Origin of the sequence: Thalassotalea eurytherma (assembly GCF_030161415.1) — a bacterium.
GTDB lineage: Bacteria > Pseudomonadota > Gammaproteobacteria > Enterobacterales > Alteromonadaceae > Thalassotalea_G > Thalassotalea_G eurytherma.
The window spans coordinates 22911-42814 of record NZ_BSSU01000014.1; the positions used below are offsets into that span (position 1 = coordinate 22911).

Below are 19904 nucleotides of genomic sequence, written 5' to 3' on the forward strand. Positions count from 1 at the left end.
TCTGAATTTAATATCGTTATTATGGTATGAATTAAAAAATCATATTCAGTAGTTAGCTTATATGATTCTCAAAATAGAAAAAATAGCAAAGCCGGATTATTTAGTTATTTCGACGACAATTAATCGATTTATCCTGCATTTCACTATTAAATATCAATACTTGGTTGCGACCCGATAACTTCGCTTCATACATCGCAATATCGGCATGATGAATTAACTGATCTAGGGTCATATCGGCTTTAAGTGTTGCAACACCAATACTGGCTGTAATACTGTTATTCTTCAATGGTGCCTGAGGCGTATATTGAGCAAGCTTTTCACGTAAACGTTCAGCCATTGCTTTAGCTTGCTCTATCGTTGCATCTGGCAACACAGCGATAAATTCTTCACCACCAAAACGAATTAGTAAATCCCTCGAACGCACAGTTTCTTGCGCTAACTTGGTTATCACCTTTAACGCGTCATCACCAAGCTGATGGCCGTACTCATCGTTTATCATTTTAAAATGATCTAGGTCGAAGAGCATAACTGACAAAGGTTTTTGCTCTTGTTTTGCGATTTCAACTGCTCTAGCACCTTTCTCAAATAATACCTTTCTGTTCGACAGCCCAGTTAACGGATCGGTTTCTGCGTACACTTTTAGTTTTTTTCTAACCTGCACTTGCCTAACAATCAACACGATGAACACTAAGATAATTAACGAAATGACAATGGTTAAGTAAAAACGTTGCTGCTTACGCTGTGCAAGCTTTTGTAGCTGTAATTCTTTTAACGCATTTTGGTTTTTCAAAAGCTCGTTATTATTTTGTTTTGTTTCGGTTCGATACTTTAACTTAAGCTCTTCAACACGTGCTTTATTTAACCCTTTGTAATAAATTATCATTCGGTCAAAATATTCATCGCGTTGATCATAGGCCAACTGGAACTGCTCTTGTTGCTCATAGAGTTCAGACTGTAATAAGTAACGTTGATTAAATAAGGGCAACGCCGACTGACTCTCACTGATATTTGCTTCATAGTCTGTCGCTTTTTCATAAGCTTGATGAGCAAGATCACTTTGACCATTGGCTTGATAACTAATTGCCTGACCTAAATACAGTAAGTACCACTCGGCATCATTTAATCCCGAATTTTGCGTCATCATTGCATTAACTTGAGGTAAGTCACCGACAAACCTATTGTCAGCATCAAAAAGCGCCGTAATGTCATCGCGCAATACAAAGGTTACCGTGCTATCTAATAACGGATGTTTACTGGCTTTAACATTTAGATTTGTGAAAGTATTAGCTGACAAGAACGTGCTTATAGTCAGCAAAACTAGCATCACGATACCGGTTAAATACCTCATTAGCTACACACCCTATTTCGACCTAGAGACTTCGCTTCATAAAGCTTTTCATCAGCTACCTTAAGTATTTCTTCAATAACATTTGACTCTACAACTGTTGAATCTGCAACACCTAAGCTAATAGTAATTGGTGGTGTATTGAGCTTGTCTTGCCATGGGAATTGACTAACGAGAATGCGTAAACGTTCAGCTGTTTCTTGCGCTTGTTTAAGGTTAACACTAGGCAATAGCACAACAAATTCTTCACCGCCTAAACGAACAAAGGTGTCTTTTTGACGCATGGAGTCTCCTCCTAGTTGCGCGACTTTTTTAATGACTTTATCACCCACACTATGACCTAACGTATCATTGACCACCTTAAAATGATCAATATCTAAAATTAGTATGCTAAACGGCGTATTGGTATCAATGAGTTTATCGGCCTCACGTAGTAACTGATATCGATTTGCCACCCCCGTTAAAGGATCGGTAACTGAAGCGTGCTTAAGTACTTCTTGCTTACGCACTAACTTTATAAACCCCCAAGCAACTAATAATGCAATGACACAAGTACCTAAAGCCACACGCCAGTGAAATTGAGAAAGCGTTTTAGCTTTTTCTAAAGCAATATTATTTATTGCTTTTTGTTCTTGTAAAATTTGTTCAACAACATCAGCCTGCTCACTTTCAAAGCGCATTCTCATCTCATCGACTTCATCTTGTTGCTCTTTTTCATAACGATCAAGCAAAAGTTGATGCAAAACCTTGCGATTTGCTAAAGCATCTTCGAATTGCTCTTGTTTATACAATGAGCGTGCTTTTAAGCTATAAAAGTGGGTATTAGAATACAGCTGATTGACGTTACTCATTGATGGAATCATTTCGCTAGCTTGCGCTAATACCTCATCAACTTCGACATGTCGATCAAGTTGGTGTAGCAATTCGCCACGTTCTAACAAATAAAATACAGGTACATCATGAGCGTCTGTACCTTGAATATACTTACCAGCAGTCATTAAGTATTGATACGCTAACTCGTAATTAGGCTCTTCCAATTCACTGTAACAAGTCGCTAGGCGCGTATAAAAATAATAAGCAAGTCGTTGACTCATTTCATTTTCATATTTTCCTAAGACATCTTTTAAAACAATGATGGCTTCGTCGTAACGGTTTAACTCCATTAGAGCACTTGCCGTATTCAAACGTGCATTTGAGGCAAAAACCGTTTGGCCAGCTTTAACATAGTTATTAAAGCTCATTTCATAAAAATCTAAAGATGCTTCTACGTCATTGATATAACTATGTAAAATACCTAACTCGGAATAAAGGTAACCCAGTAACTCGGAATCATCGGCTTGTTCAGCAATGTTTCTGGCTTTATTTAAGGTTTGCAACGATTCTTGATATTGGCGTGCTAAATATTTCATGGCACCAATATTGATATAGCCGTATGCGGTATAAACTTTATGATTTAACGATTCAGCAAGTTGTGTACCTCGCTGATAATCTCTCATTGCGCTTTTGCTATCGCCCAAATTCTCTAGCGCAAAACCTCGTGAATACAGTAACTCAGAAATAATCGCACTTGGACTCATTTGCTGCTTTGCAAGCTCTAACCCTTTGTTAGCTAGCGTGTTAGCTGTAGTAAAGTTGCCCCGATTATTGAAAAAATCAGCGGACAATAAATAGTACTTAATTTGATCTGATAAGCTGTATTGCTCGATATCATCTTTAAGCTCATCTAGAAGTGCAGGAACTTGTTGGGGCGCAGTTTTCTCTAATTCTTTAATTTGCGATTCAAACTCAGCGTAGCTCGCAGAATTGTTCGCATAAACAAGGTGAGTTAGGGTAATAGGCAAAATAAACGTGCACGTAAATACAATACTTTTAAGAGCGCTAAACATCGTCTTATTTTTGCTCACATTTATTCCTAAATATACTTGTTCATTACTAGCTAGTATAAAGCGATCATTACCAAAAACAACTAATGAATCAGCGATTTAAAAGCTAACACTTCATTAACAATCAAGACGTCAAAGCCCAGTAACTAGCCTCAATTCTATTGCCATCTAAGTCATAAACAAAACAACCGTAATACGGGTCACCATAGTCGGCGCGAGGACCCGGTTTGCCATTACATTTTGCCCCCAGTTCAATAGCCAAAGCATAAAATTCATCAACTTGCGATTTACTTACTGCAACAAAACCCAAGTGGGTGCCATTGCCAACGTTCGCTTGCTGCTGATTAAAAGGTAATTGAATCCAAAATTCAGGGTAACCTTTACCAAAGGCTGCCGCATGTTCGTAATGCGCAACTTTTTCAATATCAAGTGTTGCCAGTACCTGTTGATAAAATGCAATAGCTTTGTCTAGTTGATTGGTGCCGAGTGATGCATGACAAATACTGCGATGAAGTCTATTTTCAATACTCATTACTTGTCCTCTGCCAATGCTAAAAGAGAGAGTATTTCTTGCTGATATTGTTGTTTTTTGGTGTCGTTAAATCCCACATGTGTTGCAACGACTTGTCCTTGGCGATCAACGATGAAACTACTCGGCATCCCCCTCAAATCATATTTTCTAGCGATTTTACCTTTAGGATCATAGATTACCTCGAAATCGGCAGGGAATGTTGCTAAAAACTCTAATGCAAACGACTTTTGTGCATCGACATTGACACTTACTACGCTAAATCCTTGATCTTTATAAATCGCTTGCATCTCATTTAACCAAGGAAACGATTCTCGACATGGACCACACCAAGACGCCCAAAAATCAACATAAACGACTTGTCCTCTTAAGGACGCAAGTTTGGCGTTTAATTGACTATTTGTATCAGCTATCGAGGAGCAACTGAATAAGAACATAAAAGCGATAAAAGATTGTATAAGCTTCATAAATACACTGCGTTTTTAGAGTTTTAGTCAGTGTACTGATTGCCTTATACAACGGCAAGTTTTGCTCGCTACCAAGAAAAAAGGGAGTATTAAAAATACTCCCTTCCTAAATAAACGGGTTTAAATTACCATTAAGCTCGCATACCAGCAGTAATCGTTAAGCCACTAAATTCACCGCCATCATGCGCTGAATCTTGCGTAACTGTTTAATAAGCACCTAATTGAAATTTAAGTTTATGGCTATTCACAAAATAACCTTTACAGCCTGCGAATTCGGTGTCTAATTCCCGGTTATTCTTCTTAAATTTGCCCGACAAACTAGCTTTACAGATTAGCTAGATTTGCGCCATATCACCATGGCGTTGCAACCAGTCTTTACGATCGCCACTACGCTTTTTCGATAACAACATATCCATGGTTTCCATGGTTTCATCAAACTCATCTACTGTTAATTGAACAAGGCGACGAGTATTCGGGTCCATCGTTGTTTCTCGTAATTGCATCGGGTTCATCTCACCCAAGCCTTTGAAGCGTTGAACATTGACCTTGCCACGTTTTTTCTCTGCTTCAATGCGGTCAAGAACACCGTCTTTTTCGGCTTCATCTAGCGCATAAAATACTTCTTTACCAACATCGATACGATAAAGCGGTGGCATAGCTACATAAACATGGCCAGCTTGTACTAAAGGTAAAAAGTGTTGAGTAAACAATGCACATAATAAGGTTGCAATGTGAAGACCATCTGAGTCGGCATCTGCAAGAATACAAATTTTGCCATAGCGCAAGTTCGTTAAATCTTCGCTATCGGGGTCAATGCCTAAAGCCACTGAAATATCATGTACTTCTTGCGAGGCTAGAATTTGCCCAGAATCAACTTCCCAGGTGTTAAGAATTTTACCACGCAACGGCATCACCGCTTGAATTTCGCGGTCTCGCGCTTGCTTGGCACTACCACCAGCTGAATCACCCTCTACTAAAAACAGTTCAGAGCGAGTAGGATCTTGGCTACCACAATCGGTTAACTTACCAGGTAACGCTGGCCCTTGAGTTACTTTCTTACGAACAACCTTTTTACTTGCGCGTAAGCGTTTTTGTGCATTGGTGATACAGAATTCAGCTAAGCTCTCTGCAATTTCAGTATGCTCATTGAGCCATAAGCTAAATGAATCTTTAACAACACCAGTGACAAACGCTGCACATTGCCTAGACGATAAACGTTCTTTTGTCTGTCCGGCAAATTGAGGATCTTGCATTTTTACCGACAAGATGTAGCTACACTTATCCCAGATATCGTCAGGTGTTAACTTAACCCCACGCGGCAACATGTTTCTGAATTCACAGAACTCACGCATTGACTCAAGTAAACCTTGTCTTAAACCATTTACATGGGTACCGCCTTGAATCGTTGGTATTAGATTCACATAGCTTTCGCCAATTGCTTCACCACCTTCAGGTAACCAGGTTACCGCCCAATCTGCGGCTTCATTTTGAGATGAGAAACTGCCGATAAAAGGTTCTTCAGGTAAACTAACATAACTTTTAACCGACTCTTTTAAATAATCACGCAAGCCATCTTCATAACACCACTGCTCTTTAGAACCGTCGTTTTTATCTTGAAATTTAATCGTTAAGCCGGGACAAAGTACCGCTTTAGCTTTTAATAAATGCTTTAGTTTAAGCACGGAAAATTTGTAAGAATCAAAGTAACTGGCATCCGGCCAAAATTTTACTCGCGTCCCGGTATTGCGCTTTCCTACTGACCCAACTTCTTTGAGCTCTTCAACTTTTTCGCCGCTTTCAAAGGCCATTTCAAAAACTTTACTGTCACGTTTTACCGTCACTTCAACACGAGTTGACAGCGCGTTAACAACAGAAATACCGACACCGTGTAAACCACCAGAGAATTGGTAGTTTTTATTGGAAAACTTGCCACCAGCGTGCAGTTTGCTAAAAATAAGCTCAACGCCAGACACTCCTTCTTCAGGATGAATATCGGTTGGCATGCCTCGACCGTCATCAAGCACTTCAAGCGACTGATCTTTATCTAAAATAACCGTAATGTTTTGGGCGTGGCCTGCTAATGCCTCATCAACAGAGTTATCGATAACCTCTTGACCTAAATGGTTTGGTCGGTTGGTATCGGTATACATACCCGGGCGTCGACGTACTGGTTCTAAACCACTTAGTACCTCGATAGAATCTGAATTATATTGTTCACTCATGAGTGGTATCTAATCGTTATAGTTATTGTTTACTAAAAGCTAAATGCGGTGTTTACACACTTAACTTATAGTTTTACGGTAATTGAAAAAAATTAACAATAGTTGGGAGCATTTTCTCGAACTCAACAAAGCTATGATCACCACCTTGTTGGACAATTAACTGGCTGTTGTCGAACTTCTCTACTGCTTCTTGATAATTTAACACTTCATCGTGGGTTTGTACCATGACAAGATAATTTTTTTCTGTAATTTGCTGCTGTTCCAAACATTTTAGATCATCAACAAAGCTTCTCGTGACATGAAATGTTTCTTGTGTATAGGGATTGGTTTGCTCACCAAGATAATCAATCAACAGCTCGTAAGGCTTAATAGCAGGGTTTATCAATACCGCTGGCCGCTGAAAGTTTTCAGCAAAGTATGTCGAAAAATAACCGCCCAATGAAGAGCCGATAAAATACCAATCGTCATCAGGACATTCTTCAACAATCTTAGTTAGCTGCTTTATCGCTGCTTTGGGTGTGGACGCTACTTGAGGGCAATGAAAACGAACGCTAGGAAAGTGTTGAGCAAAGTATGCTTTGGTTAATTGCGCCTTATGAGATTGAGGAGATGAAATAAAGCCGTGGATATAGAGTATATGTTTGTTCATTTTTATGACGTAATCGCTTCGATATAGTGCGTTGAAGATGTTAGGTTGCCATCGCTATATAAGGTAAAGCGACGATAGCCAATTTGATCATATTGCGCGATGAGCTCACTATCGTGCATACCAAAGGTAATGGAAGTAGCAGGGCACGAGAAAAGTTTCAATGGGTGACAATGCCCGTCTGGTATTGAAAGTGACATAGCGCGATGCACGTGACCACAACTAATGGCTTTAACATGGGGCAGTTCAGCTAGTTCCAGCCAAAGTTGCTCTTGATTTTTTAGGCCATGTCTGTCGATAAAATACCCCACATCAATAGGATGATGATGCATCAACAAGAATTGAAATTTAGTCTTGTTGGAAGAAGCTATTCTGTCGAGCTGTGTATCAGATAAAACGCCAGCTGGTGTTTCACTTTTACTATCAAGTAGCTGAAGTTGCCAACGACCTACTTCAATCGTTTTGTTTGGCTCAAACACCGAGTGAGTAAGATAGCGACTAAAAAGTTTCGGCTCATCATGATTACCAGCAAGATAATAAACAGGGCAAGTGATGCCAGTATCAACAAAAGCTTGATTAAACCATTGATATGACTGTGCACTATGATCTTGACTCAAGTCGCCGGTGAAAATAATAAATTCAATTTCTGGCTGACATTTTATCTGTTGAAGTACGCTGATTAACTGTGGGTATACTAACGCGTCGAAGTGTTTTCCAGTGTCCGTTGCAAACAAATGGCAATCACTGATTTGAGCAAATGTTGTCATAATTAACTTTTAGATATTTGCGATGTTTGATGCAAGGTTGTTTTTCCTTGGCTTAAACAGATTTGTAGCCACTCTTTCAAAAACAACATAATTTGCCTTTTTTCATCCGGCAAATGCATCCTCTTGTTAGGATAATCATATCTCGGTTTAATTCTGTGCATATGCTGACTATGAATCACTTCGCTCATACGAGCATCATGATAAAGCCTTATTTGCATATGTGGCTGAAAATGATGACTTACTGATGAAGCAAAATCACTGACCTGCATAAAAGACACCATTGAGGTGTATGTTGTAACCTCTTGCACAGTCAGTTGGTAGGATAAATGTTCATTGATAAAAAATTCACGCACCTCACCCACAACACGTTTATCCGCTAATAGTTTTAGCATTAACATGTAGTTCGCTTCACTCAGTTGCATTAAACTAACGAGGTTTGGTCGATATTTTTTAAAAAACGTCACAAAATCACCTATTGTTGCTATCTATCGCGAGCATACTTAGCCTGCAAATCATCAACATTTAAGGCGAGCCATTGTAGCGCAATAATGGTAGCAGCGTTATTGATTTTGCCTGTATGAAGCAATGCCATAGCCTCTTCTCTGTCTATGACATGAACTTTTATATCTTCGCCTTCTTCTGGTAAACCATAAACACCACCTACCCCCTCACTATCAACAATCGCCCCATATAAATGCAATTGCTCTGTCGTTCCGCCAGGGCTCGATAAATAATTCATAATATGAAAGATGTCGTTTTTTTCAATATCGAGATTCGCTTCCTCTTTGGCTTCCCTTATTGCGACATCAACAGGATCTTCATTTTCACCAAACATGCCTGCAACAAATTCTAACAGCCACGGGGAGTAACTACGATTTAAGGCACCAGCTCTAAATTGTTCATTAAAAACAACAACATCTCTTATCGGATCATAAGGCAATAGAATAACCGCATCGCCGCGTTCAAAGATCTCGCGTTCGATCAAACCACTGTTTTGACCATCAAAATTACGATGTGTTAATGCGTATTTGTTAATTGAGAAGAAGCCTTTGTAACAAGTTGTAATGGATTTCACTTCAAACTCATTACTATCGTATTGAAATAAAAGACTTTTAGTTTTAGACATGATACGTTTTATCCTAGATTTAAAAATGTAAAAAAAAAATAATTTGTTACACTACAGTTAGATATTAAACAGTTATTAGTTTTGGTTAGTGCCGTAAACACTTTACCATAGCCGTTAAAAGTTAATTAGCAATCAGCTACAAGGGAAAAGGTTAAATATGAAAACCAAATTGCTATCAGTTATGATTGGTCTAGCAAGTGCAAGTATTGGCTTCTCAGCTCAGTCTTCTGACATTTTAGAAAACTATCAATTAGCACTTGCCAACGATCCGGTGATCTTAAAAGCTCAAGCAGAGTTTGAAGCATCAAAAGAAGGTATTACACAAGCACGTGCTGTATTACTACCACAAATCAATGCATTTGCGAGCGTTAGCGCAGGTAGTAGTGAATCATTTTTAGCCGGTAACGTGATTGAAAGTGATGTTGACAATACGACTTGGGGTGCCAGCCTTTCAATGCAGTTATACCATCACGACACATGGTTAACACTTGATAATGCTAAAAAAGCGGCGCATCGTAGCGATTTAGCTTACCAATCGGTAAAGCAAGACTTAATTGTACGTGTTGCTGATGCTTACTTCGGCGTCTTGAGTTCACAAGACGATTTAGAGTTTGCTAATGCAGAACAAAAAGCAATTGAACGTCAATTAGAGCAAACTAAACAACGTTTCTCTGTTGGTTTAACAGCCATTACCGACGTACACGAAGCACAAGCTCAATACGATAGTGCTGTAGCAGATGTAATTCGTGCTGAAAACTCTCTCGCTAATGCTAATGAAACATTACGTGAGATTACCAATGTTTATCCTCGCGATTTAGACACTTTAGATACAAACCGTTTTAGCGCATCAGCGCCAGCACCAGCAAGTGCTGATGAATGGCAACAAGTAGCAGAAACGAAAAATTTAGAAATTTTAGGTCAAAAGGTTTCTGTTGATATTTCGAAAGAAAACATCAATATTGCTCGTTCAGGTCATTACCCAACGGTAGATTTACAAGCAAGCTACCAAGATTCTGATAGTACAATTAAAACAAACGATATTGAAACAAATCAACCTTGGCTAAACACGTCGTCTATTGGTGTACAACTTAATGTACCAATCTACTCTGGTGGTGCTATTTCAAGTGCTGTTCGTCAAGCACAAAGTAACTATGTAGCAGCAAGCCAAGGCTTACAATCAACGCAGCGTGGTGTGGTACGTAACACACGTAACGCATACAACACGGTTATTGCGACAGTTTCAGCAATTAAAGCATTAGAGCAATCAGTTGTTTCTGCAGAAAGTGCATTAAAAGCAACAGAAGCAGGTTTTGAAGTAGGTACACGTACTATCGTTGACGTACTAGATAGCACACGTAATCTTTACAACGCTAAGCGTAATCTATCGTCAACACGTTATGCATACATTAACGCAATTTTAGCGTTAAAACGTGCTGCTGGTACTATCACTGATGCTGACATTGCTGCCATTCAAGGCGGTCTAAAGCCAGCGATTTAAATCAACAATTTATGTTGATTGAAAACCACTCTAAAAGAGTGGTTTTTTTATGACTAAAATTCTAATTTACTTAATTATTTTTCTAACAATCAGATAGCTAGTATTGATTTCATCAGTTATATTTAATTAACTAAATATTAATCTCGCAAAAAATTCACGTCTTTATTTAATATGGTTTAAGTAAAAAGAATAACAAGGATTTTAGTTCATGAAAGCTAGTTGGCTGGCTTTATTTAAAGTATTAGTGTGTATCACTTATCTCATTTCATTGATTGCTATTCAGCCGTCATATGCTCAATCAGCTGATGAGAATATTATTAGTGAAAAAAGTGCTGAGCTTTCAAACGATGATCTTCAACGCATTTCTGGTGAATTAAAATACATTGACGAAGTACTCACCTCATCAGTATTAAGCTACATTTTTTCCGGCGACGAAAAATGGTTAACACGCTATCAAGAAAATGAGCCAAAATTAACAAGCCTGATTGAACAGCTACTAAATCAGAAGTCTATCGAAGATTTCACTCTGATTAGTAGTATCGAGAAAACAAATCAACAGTTAGTCGCGATCGAGACTGAAGCGATTGCTCTTGTACAAAAGCAACAGCGCCAGTCGGCAATGGCACTCATTAATAGCGATCATTATCACTTGCTCAAAGCTGATTACATGTCGATGTTATCCGCGTTCATTGAAAGCATCAGCCATAGATCTCTTTATAAAAATAACATTAGTGAAGATGAAACAGATTTTGTCTTATCGCTAGAAGAAGCCAATTGGGCGGCTAACAACAAAATCAAAGTAGGTGTTGAGTTATCGCCTCCTATTCTATCGATAGAAAACGGTCAATTAAGTGGTTTAAGCGGTGAGCTGATTAATCGTATTGCCAACAAAGCAGGATTAGAACTTGAAATCGTTGTCGGCACTTGGCATGAGATATTTTCTAAATTTAAGGCCGGCGAAATTGATGTTATCCCAAATTCTTATATGCAGGAATATAGGAAAGAGTATGGGCAATTTTCAAAGCCTTATTTCTTAGTACGCGAATTGTTTTTCGTAAAAGATGATAACCGAAGTTTTCATGCAAATACTGATTTAACCAATGCAACTGTCGCCATCCCTGAAGGTTACACCACAATAGACAAAGTGAATGAATTATTCCCAGCAATCAACGTGGTTAAAACCCCAAACTTAGAAACGTCTATTCAGCTTGTCTTAACAGGTAAAGTCGACGCTTTGCTTGATTCAAAAGTTGCTGTTAATGACTATATTAAAGGCAATAATATTAGTGGGTTAAGAGAAATAGATGAAGACGTCATTTATCCCAATTCTCTGCATATATTAACAACTAATAAACACCCAATATTACACAGCATAATGGTCAAAGGGCTAGAATCGCTTAAAATGAGCGATATTGTCCCGAATCAAAGAAAATGGATTACTCAAGAAGCCCCCCTTAAGATAAAGCAGCAAAATGATACTAAAAACATGCTCTGGTTATCGCTAGGTGCATTAACCATATTACTGATCATCGGTAGTATCACCAGTTCACTTGTACTAAGAGCTAATGATAAAGAGCTTGCCAATAAGTTTAGTTCGCCACTTTTTAGGCGTTCAATATTGGGTGGTTTACTCATACTGTCAAACGTATTGATTTTAACAGCTTTTCTCGTTACCAAACATGCCGAAAATCAAACGAATCAATCGTTACAATACAGTTTAAATTCCCTGCTAACCACGACACACCAACGACTGATGCAGTGGTCTAGATACGAGTTAAACCATGTACATAGTTTAAGTAAAGATAAGCAGCTAGTTGAGTTGGTTGAAGAGCTTTTATTACTACCAAATAACAAACAAGCGTTAACGAGTAGTCCTATCCAAACACAAATTAGGCAACATATTCGTTATAAAGAAGGAGAAAACCAAGGTAAAGGTTTTTTCATCATTTCACTCGATAACCTAAGTCTATAGTCACGTCGTGATGAAAATATTGGTAGTGAAAATCTCATTTATCAACACTACCCTGCACTACTCAATCAAGTAAAGAAAGGTGAGTTAGTTTTTATTCCACCCATCCCTTCAGATGTAAAATTACGCGATGAAGATCATCACGCTGCAGATTCTCCCACAATGTTTTTCAGTGTACCTATTGTAAATAATAGAAACCGTGTGATTGCAATTCTAGCCAAACGTATTGATTTTGACGGGCCATTCTCATCAATTCTCTCAGCGGGCTTTATTGGCAAAAGTGGTGAAACCTATGCGATAAATAAATCAGGCATTTTATTATCGAGCGTTCGGTTTGAAAATGATCTGAAAAAAATAGGATTGATTCACCCAAAACAGCGTGCTTCGTTGAACCTGAGAATAGCCAACCCTGGTGAAAATCTTATAGAAAAAGGTACCCTAACCCAAGCGGCTGCAAATTGGCCACTTACTTATATGGCTAACCAAATAGCCCTAGAAAAATCGGGTGAAAACTTTGAAGGTTATAACGACTACCGCGGCGTGACCGTTGTTGGTAGTTGGCTTTGGGATCAAACCATTAATATGGGCCTTGTTGCTGAAATTGATGCCGAAGAGTCATTTGCTTTGCTAACCACCTTTAAAAACACGATTTGGACGGTAATGTTCATCACATTGTTGTTATTGTTTGGCTCAACATTATTTACGCTACGAGTGGGTACTCGCGCAACAAAAACACTGGCACGCTCACATGCTCAATTAGAAAAAATAGTCGACGAACGCACTCAAGCGCTTCAAACCAATATGGAGCGTACGCAAAGCATCATTGATAATGCGTCAGATGGCATAGTCGTTGTTGATGACAATGGACAAATCATTGAGTTTAGTCCTGCCTGCGAAGCGATTTTTGGCTACCGAGCAAGTGATGCTCTAGAGATGAACATCTATCAACTAATGAACACGCCTTTTCATCATAAATACATAGAGAACAAAAATAACGAAGAAACTAAGCTTATTGAGCTAATTGGTGTACGCCATGATCAAAGCCTTATTGATATAGAAGTTGCTGTTAGCGAAACTCACAATGATGGCAACGTCTTTTATACCGGCTTTATCCGTAATACCACCATGCGTAAAGAAGCGGAAAGAGAACTGAAAAAAGCCAAAGCAAAAGCAGAAGAAGCAACACAAGCTAAAAGTGACTTTCTCGCCAACATGAGTCATGAAATTCGCACGCCAATGAATGCGATTATCGGCATGAGTTATTTAGCACTACAAACAGAGTTATCAACAAAACAAGAAGACTACGTTAATAAAATACACAGCTCGGCTGAAGCACTGCTAGGCATTATTAATGACATTTTAGACTTTTCAAAAATTGAAGCGGGTAAAATGTCGATAGAGAATACTCCGTTTGATTTAAACGAAACGATTGGCCATCTCGTACAAATCTCCTCTCACAAAAGCCAACAAAAGAAATTGGAACTACTCATAGATATTGACCCTCAACTCCCCATTAATTTGATTGGTGACCCGCTGCGTTTAGGGCAAATTTTAATCAACTTGACCAATAATGCCGTTAAATTTACCGAGCAAGGCGAGATAATTGTTAGAGCAAAACTTAAAGAGCGTCACGACACAGGCGATGTGTTAATTGAATTTTCGGTAGAAGATTCAGGCATTGGTATGACAGAAGCGCAAGTTGATAGCTTATTCCAGTCATTTAGCCAAGCAGATGCATCAACAACCAGAAAGTATGGTGGTACAGGTTTAGGGTTAACCATTAGTAAAACGCTGACGGAAATGATGGGCGGCAAAATATGGGTAGAAAGCAAGTATGGTCATGGCAGCATTTTCTTTTTTACCGCCGTTTTTCCTGTCAGTCCGATAACCTCAAGTAAAACCCTGGCTACGCCTGAAAGTTTAGAGCATTTACCCCTATTAATTGTTGATGACTCAAAAGCTGCACGTCAGATTCTAGCGACGTTAGCAACAAGCTTAAGCTACAAGCCAGAAGTGGCAAGCAGTGGGCAAGAAGCTTTAAGCATGTTAATTACCGCAGAACAAAATGACACGCCTTTTTCACTTGTCTTAGCCGACTGGAAAATGCCTGAAATGAATGGCATTGAGCTAGGTAAAGCTATTGAGGGTAATAATGAAATAATTAATAAACCAAAATATATAATGGTCACAGCCTATGACCGTGATGACATGTTAGCAGAAGCAGATGGTTTACACATTGACGGCTCTTTAACGAAACCAGTAAATGCATCAACGTTACTAGATAGCATTATGACAGTAATGGGGAGCAATGCTTTTCATAAACAACGTAAAAGTATTACGCCTGTCAACGAAAACTTAACTTACGGTCTTGCTGGCGCACACTTGCTGCTTGTAGAAGATAACGACATCAACCAACAAATTGCTGTTGAGCTTCTAAGTATGGCAAAAATTAACGTCGACACTGCTTGGAACGGCGAAGAAGCAATCGAAAAAATTAATCAAAACACCTACGATGCAGTATTAATGGATATACAAATGCCAGTTATGGACGGGTATACCGCTACTGAATTATTGCGCGAAAACCCAAACCATGCAGGCCTTATCATTATTGCCATGACAGCAAATGCCATGGAAGGAGATCGTGATAAATGCCTCGCAGTCGGTATGAACGACCACCTTCCTAAACCTATCGATCCTAAGCAGGTGTTTTCAGTCTTAAGTAAGTGGGTTAAAGGTAAGACAAATCACGTTGATGATGCTTTATTACCAACACCTGAAAACGAACAACTGACAAGCGATGAAGAACTCAGTTTTGATTTACCTGGCTTTGATGTCAGCAATGCCATAATGCGGATGGCTGGCAACAAAAAACTGTACCAAAGAACCCTTGAACGAGTAGCTGAATCACAAAAAGACGCATTGATTAAAACAAACCAAGCGCTGTCAGAGAATAATCTAAAACAAGCAATTATAGCGATACATACCCTAAGAGGGGTCGCTGCAAACATTGGTGCAAACTTTATCCTCGAAAATGCAGAAAAAATAGAAATATTGCTGTGTAACGTTGAAGATAAAGGTCAACCGTATGATGAACAACAAGTTAAAAAACTTCTAGAGCAATGTTCAAGTCAACACCATCAAATGATTGAGACGATCAATCTCTGGCTTGTCAAATCGAAAACAGTTAATCAACTTAAGGCTAAGCCTAAAGAAGCCATTTCTGAAGATGCATTGCGTGAATCACTGTTAGCTATTCATGAGAAATTAGATAGTTTTGACTCAAGTGCGATTGACGACTTAGAATACATTATGAGCATGGCTGTACCTACTGAGATTAACAATGAACTTAAGAATATCTATGAGGTGGTTAGTCAATACGACTTTGAAACTGCAAGTGAACAACTCAATCTTTTAATAACTAAGGCTTCTTAACTAATCTATATATGTTGAAGGTTACAATATTAAGGAGAAACACATGAACACCGCAAACAATGCAACGATACTAGTTGTAGATGATACATTAGCCAACATTGAAGTTGTAAAAGGCGTATTGTCATCAGATTATACGGTACAAGTTGCGTTAAAAGGAGAGGTAGCGCTTAAAATTGTTGATAAACGACAGCCCGATCTCATCTTGCTTGATATTATGATGCCTGAAATGGATGGTTATGAGGTTTGTCAGCGCTTAAAGTCTCAACCTGAAACTAAAGATATTCCTGTTATTTTTCTTACGGCTAAAGCACAGGTTGATGATGAAACTAAGGGTTTATCACTTGGCGCTGTTGATTACATTACCAAACCAATAAGCCCCCCTATTTTAAAAGAGCGCGTTAAAAACCATTTGATTCTTAAACAGTCAAAAGATTTCCTCGAACGTCAAAACGAAGTACTTGAACAACAAGTTATTAAACGAACCTCGCAACTTAGTGAGTTACAAGATGTCGCTATGGTTGCTATGGGTGCGTTAGCAGAGTCTCGCGATCCAGAAACAGGTAATCATATTAGGCGAACACAGTATTATGTCAAAGCGCTGGCAAAAGCGATTTCAAAATTAGCGCAATACCAAGCATTTTTGCAGCCCGACGTCATAACTTCTTTATATAAATCAGCACCATTACACGACATTGGTAAAGTTGGCATTGAAGACAGTATATTGCTAAAACCCGGCAAGTTAACTGATGAAGAGTTTGAAACCATGAAACGTCATACAACTTACGGTCGAGATGCGATTGTTGCCGCAGAAGAAACCATGGACAGTGCCGACAACTTTCTTATTTTTGCTAAAGAAATAGCCTATTCACATCATGAAAAGTGGGATGGAAGTGGATATCCTGAAGGTCTATCAGGCGAAGATATCCCCTTTTCAGCGAGATTAATGGCTATTGCAGACGTATACGATGCACTGATAAGTAAACGTGTTTATAAGCCACCGTTTCCTCATGAAAAGGCGGTCGCTATTATTCAAGAAGGTCGTGGTAGTCATTTCGATCCAACAATGGTCGACTGCTTTTTAGAGGTTGCCGAGCAATTCAATGACATTGCGCTAACCTATCAAGACAACTAAACGCCGAACAACGCCAATAAAAAAGCCACTCAATTGAGTGGCTTTTTAATAGGTTATCTAAACAACTCAATTAGAAGTTGTATGTAACTTTTGCGTAGTAGTAACCACCGTTGTAATCAAATGGACCACTTTCGTAGTACTGTGCACCTAACACACCATATGAACTAGATGGTAACTTATGTGCTTCTTGATCAAACAAGTTGTTAGCACCAAGTGCTACGCTGAATTCTTCGTTGAAGAAATAGCTAACTTCAGCATCAAATGTTACAGCAGCATCTGCTGTTTCATTCCAACCACCAGCTTCCGCATCATCAGCATGTACTGCAAAGTACTCACCGAAATAGTTCGCGCGAACAAACATTTGAACGTTATCCCACTGTTGAGACATCGTTAATGTACCGCGGTGATTTGGCATACCTTCTTCTAAACGACGAACTTTACCTAATGTTGTAGTATCAGGGTTAAAGCTATCAACTTCAGTTTCATTCCAGTTGTAAGCAAAACTAAATTGCGTGTCACCGTCAAATAACTGCATAGAGTAGTTTGCTACAACATCGATACCTTGTGTTGTTGTATCAAAGTCATTGGCAAAGTAAGTTACTGCTGAAATTAACTCAGGGTTTTGTACACCTAACGCTTCTAGTTCAGCGTAATCTTCAGCTAATACATCGATTTGGCTAGACTGCGCAATACGGTCAGTTACTTCAATGTTGTAGTAATCAACTGTTAAGAAGAAATCACCGCTTGTGTATACACCACCAAAGGCGTAAGACGTAGACTCTTCTGGTGTTAACTCTTTACCACCGTAAAACGCTGAAAGTGGATCAGTTGGTGGCGCTAAGAAACTTTGAATTAACTCACCATTGACTAACGAGGTTGCCGTATTAACAACACTTGCTTGACCAACAGTTGGTGCACGGAAACCTGTGCTTGTTGAACCACGTAATGATAAATCATCCGTTAAAGAGTATTGGAACGTTAACTTGTAGTCAGTTGTGTTACCAAATGTGCTGTAATCTTCAAAACGAATAGCAGCACCAACCATGAAGTCTTCAGTTAAGTATGCTTCTGTATCAATATAAGCAGCTACAGAACGACGCTCATTAATACCTTGAGCTTCTGGACCAAAACCTTTAAAACCGTGAGAACCAATGTTGAAACCTTGGTCAGCAAAATCACCTGCTTTCCATGAAGCTTCTTCACCAGCGACAATTTCAAATGACTCTTCACGCCACTCTAAACCCATTGCTAAGTTTAATGGTTCAGCAAGCGAGTCAATTTCGATACCACGAACTAAATCAAGGTTAAACATTTTCTCAAGTTGAATGTACTTACCTGTATCAAACGATGTTGGTGTCTCTAAACCTAAAGAAGGGTTTAATGTGTTTGATAAGTTGAAATCAGATGCATTGCGACCAACAGTACCTGAAATATCGTAATGCCATTCTTTTAAGAAGCCACTATGAATATCACCACGTGTCCCCATGGTTAATGACGTATCAACAATGTTACCACCAAATGCCGGCGTATAGCCGCCAGGGAAGATTTGGTTCATTGAGAAACAGTTAGGATCTGCAACCATATCTTGATAAGCCTGTGTATCAAGAACATTTGGTACATTTGCCGGAACAACAGCACATGTGCGCGCTGCGCCGCCTGCTTGCGCAATATCACCTACTAACAACGTTTCACCGCCATCAATTGAATACACGTTGCTACGGTTGTGTGGGTTACGATAATAGAAACCACCTACAACATCACGCTCAGAGTAGTTACCAAACATGTAGGCTTCTTTATCATTGCCTAAATCTAAGCCGAAGTTACCAAAAATCGTAATATCGTCAGAAATTTCCGGGTTACCCCAAATTTGAGCAGGATCGCCTACCGCAGTATTACCCGCATCAATTAAACCTTGAGCGTCAGGGCGTTGAACTGAGCGAGAAGTTGCATCAGCGTTTTTGTATTGGAAGCTTAAGTTAGCAAAACCGTCATCGCTTAATGGTAAACCAATGTTACCGTCAACCGTTACCGTATCGCCGTCACCTTCATAAAACTGACCCGCTTTAACTGACAATGAACCACCATCAGAATCATCTTTCAATACGAAGTTCATTACGCCAGCAATAGCATCTGAACCGTATTGTGCCGCAGCACCATCACGTAATACTTCTACTTGCTTCAATGCAACACTAGGAATCACTGAAATATCAGGACCTTGTGCACCATCGTTAACACCACCACCTTGGAAAGCGATAACAGAAGCACGATGACGACGTTTACCGTTTAATAGCACTAACGTTGAATCCGATGATAAACCACGTAAGTTTACCGGGCGAATAAGTGTTGCAGCATCAGAGATTGGCTGAGCACGTACGTTGAACGATGGTACTGATGTTGCTAATTGATCTAGCATATCAGAAGAGCCTGAGCGCCCTAGTTCGTCTCCGCCTACAATATCTACAGGAACCGCTGAATCAGCGATTGAACGAGGAGCGGCACGAGAACCTACCACTACAATTTTTTCTACATCTTTGGCTGCTGCAGCATCTGCTTCATCAGCAAACGCTGGAACAGTGCCAAGCGCTAAGCCTACAGCAATAGCTAAGCTGCCTGTGCGAAATGTTTTAGACATGTTTCCTTCCCTATATTATTTCTTATTATCACTAGCTTTAAACTAGTTAATTTTTATAAATTTTTATTACTGAACAGCAGTAATTGTCTTTGTTGACATATCTTTTATAAAACAGCTACAAACTGTTTACAAGCCAATAGCGGTCAAAAAAAGCACAGAATTCCATCAACTGATCGTACCAGATCTAATTCGTACGAAATAATTACATAGTTATTTCACTTTTAAAATTAGCACCAAACCCTTTAAACCCATACAA

At 39.1% G+C, this 19904-nt stretch carries 14 protein-coding genes; 4 read left to right on the plus strand and 10 right to left on the minus strand.

Annotated elements, in window-relative coordinates:
• Window positions 1–100: 100 nt before the first annotated feature.
• The 9 genes from QQK02_RS13920 to QQK02_RS13960 all read right to left on the minus strand — a co-directional run bounded on the left by QQK02_RS13920 (window position 101) and on the right by QQK02_RS13960 (window position 8985).
• Window positions 101–1348: a GGDEF domain-containing protein gene (locus tag QQK02_RS13920; protein WP_284208684.1), complete on the minus strand. Its 1248-nt coding sequence runs from the start codon at window positions 1346–1348 to the stop codon at window positions 101–103.
• A complete protein-coding gene (locus QQK02_RS13925; protein ID WP_284208685.1) occupies window positions 1348–3249 on the minus strand; it encodes a tetratricopeptide repeat-containing diguanylate cyclase in 1902 nt (633 codons plus the stop codon). The genes QQK02_RS13920 and QQK02_RS13925 overlap by 1 nt, the downstream gene beginning before the upstream one ends.
• Before the next feature lie 103 nt (window positions 3250–3352).
• Window positions 3353–3760 (minus strand): VOC family protein, encoded by a 408-nt coding sequence (locus tag QQK02_RS13930; RefSeq protein ID WP_284208686.1) that lies wholly within the window; start codon window positions 3758–3760, stop codon window positions 3353–3355.
• Window positions 3760–4224 (minus strand): TlpA disulfide reductase family protein, encoded by a 465-nt coding sequence (locus QQK02_RS13935; protein ID WP_284208688.1) that lies wholly within the window; start codon window positions 4222–4224, stop codon window positions 3760–3762. The genes QQK02_RS13930 and QQK02_RS13935 overlap by 1 nt, the downstream gene beginning before the upstream one ends.
• 335 nt (window positions 4225–4559) lie before the next feature.
• Window positions 4560–6446, minus strand: a complete 1887-nt coding sequence (gene parE / locus QQK02_RS13940) for a DNA topoisomerase IV subunit B (RefSeq protein ID WP_284208690.1) — start codon at window positions 6444–6446, stop codon at window positions 4560–4562.
• A gap of 73 nt (window positions 6447–6519) precedes the next feature.
• Window positions 6520–7095: a YqiA/YcfP family alpha/beta fold hydrolase gene (locus tag QQK02_RS13945; protein ID WP_284208691.1), complete on the minus strand. Its 576-nt coding sequence runs from the start codon at window positions 7093–7095 to the stop codon at window positions 6520–6522.
• Window positions 7096–7097: 2 nt separating this feature from the next.
• On the minus strand, window positions 7098–7859 hold the full coding sequence (locus QQK02_RS13950) for a metallophosphoesterase (RefSeq protein ID WP_284208693.1): 762 nt from the start codon (window positions 7857–7859) through the stop codon (window positions 7098–7100).
• A gap of 2 nt (window positions 7860–7861) precedes the next feature.
• Entirely contained in the window at window positions 7862–8323 is a 462-nt protein-coding gene (locus QQK02_RS13955) for a DUF1249 domain-containing protein (protein WP_284208694.1), read from the minus strand.
• 17 nt (window positions 8324–8340) lie between these two features.
• Window positions 8341–8985 carry an NUDIX domain-containing protein gene (locus QQK02_RS13960; protein WP_284208695.1) on the minus strand — a complete coding sequence of 215 codons (645 nt, stop codon included), beginning with the start codon at window positions 8983–8985 and terminating at the stop codon, window positions 8341–8343.
• Window positions 8986–9142: 157 nt separating this feature from the next.
• Here QQK02_RS13960 and tolC point away from each other — a divergent pair, with 157 nt between their 5' ends.
• The 4 genes from tolC (at window position 9143) to QQK02_RS13980 (ending at window position 17016) form a co-directional block, all read left to right on the plus strand.
• The gene (gene tolC, locus QQK02_RS13965) at window positions 9143–10483 is read left to right on the plus strand and encodes an outer membrane channel protein TolC (protein ID WP_284208696.1); all 1341 of its coding nucleotides are present in this window, start codon (window positions 9143–9145) and stop codon (window positions 10481–10483) included.
• Between the two features lie 208 nt (window positions 10484–10691).
• A complete protein-coding gene (locus QQK02_RS13970) occupies window positions 10692–12455 on the plus strand; it encodes a transporter substrate-binding domain-containing protein (protein ID WP_284208697.1) in 1764 nt (587 codons plus the stop codon).
• Window positions 12456–12653: 198 nt separating this feature from the next.
• The gene (locus tag QQK02_RS13975) at window positions 12654–15884 is read left to right on the plus strand and encodes a hybrid sensor histidine kinase/response regulator (protein WP_284208698.1); all 3231 of its coding nucleotides are present in this window, start codon (window positions 12654–12656) and stop codon (window positions 15882–15884) included.
• A 43-nt stretch (window positions 15885–15927) separates the two neighbouring features.
• Complete coding sequence (locus QQK02_RS13980) at window positions 15928–17016, plus strand: response regulator (RefSeq protein WP_284208699.1); 1089 nt, start codon at window positions 15928–15930, stop codon at window positions 17014–17016.
• Window positions 17017–17086: 70 nt separating this feature from the next.
• Here QQK02_RS13980 and QQK02_RS13985 read toward each other — a convergent pair whose 3' ends face one another.
• Complete coding sequence (locus QQK02_RS13985; protein ID WP_284208700.1) at window positions 17087–19648, minus strand: TonB-dependent receptor plug domain-containing protein; 2562 nt, start codon at window positions 19646–19648, stop codon at window positions 17087–17089.
• Window positions 19649–19904: the final 256 nt, after the last annotated feature.

Coding starts and splice junctions, on each gene's coding strand:
- tolC (WP_284208696.1), top strand. CDS start 9,143: ATGAAAACCAAATTGCTATCAGTTATGATTGGTCTAGCAAGTGCAAGT.
- QQK02_RS13945 (WP_284208691.1), bottom strand. CDS start 7,095: ATGAACAAACATATACTCTATATCCACGGCTTTATTTCATCTCCTCAA.
- QQK02_RS13970 (WP_284208697.1), top strand. CDS start 10,692: ATGAAAGCTAGTTGGCTGGCTTTATTTAAAGTATTAGTGTGTATCACT.
- QQK02_RS13980 (WP_284208699.1), top strand. CDS start 15,928: ATGAACACCGCAAACAATGCAACGATACTAGTTGTAGATGATACATTA.
- QQK02_RS13985 (WP_284208700.1), bottom strand. CDS start 19,648: ATGTCTAAAACATTTCGCACAGGCAGCTTAGCTATTGCTGTAGGCTTA.
- QQK02_RS13950 (WP_284208693.1), bottom strand. CDS start 7,859: ATGACAACATTTGCTCAAATCAGTGATTGCCATTTGTTTGCAACGGAC.
- QQK02_RS13960 (WP_284208695.1), bottom strand. CDS start 8,985: ATGTCTAAAACTAAAAGTCTTTTATTTCAATACGATAGTAATGAGTTT.
- QQK02_RS13920 (WP_284208684.1), bottom strand. CDS start 1,348: ATGAGGTATTTAACCGGTATCGTGATGCTAGTTTTGCTGACTATAAGC.
- QQK02_RS13935 (WP_284208688.1), bottom strand. CDS start 4,224: ATGAAGCTTATACAATCTTTTATCGCTTTTATGTTCTTATTCAGTTGC.
- parE (WP_284208690.1), bottom strand. CDS start 6,446: ATGAGTGAACAATATAATTCAGATTCTATCGAGGTACTAAGTGGTTTA.
- QQK02_RS13930 (WP_284208686.1), bottom strand. CDS start 3,760: ATGAGTATTGAAAATAGACTTCATCGCAGTATTTGTCATGCATCACTC.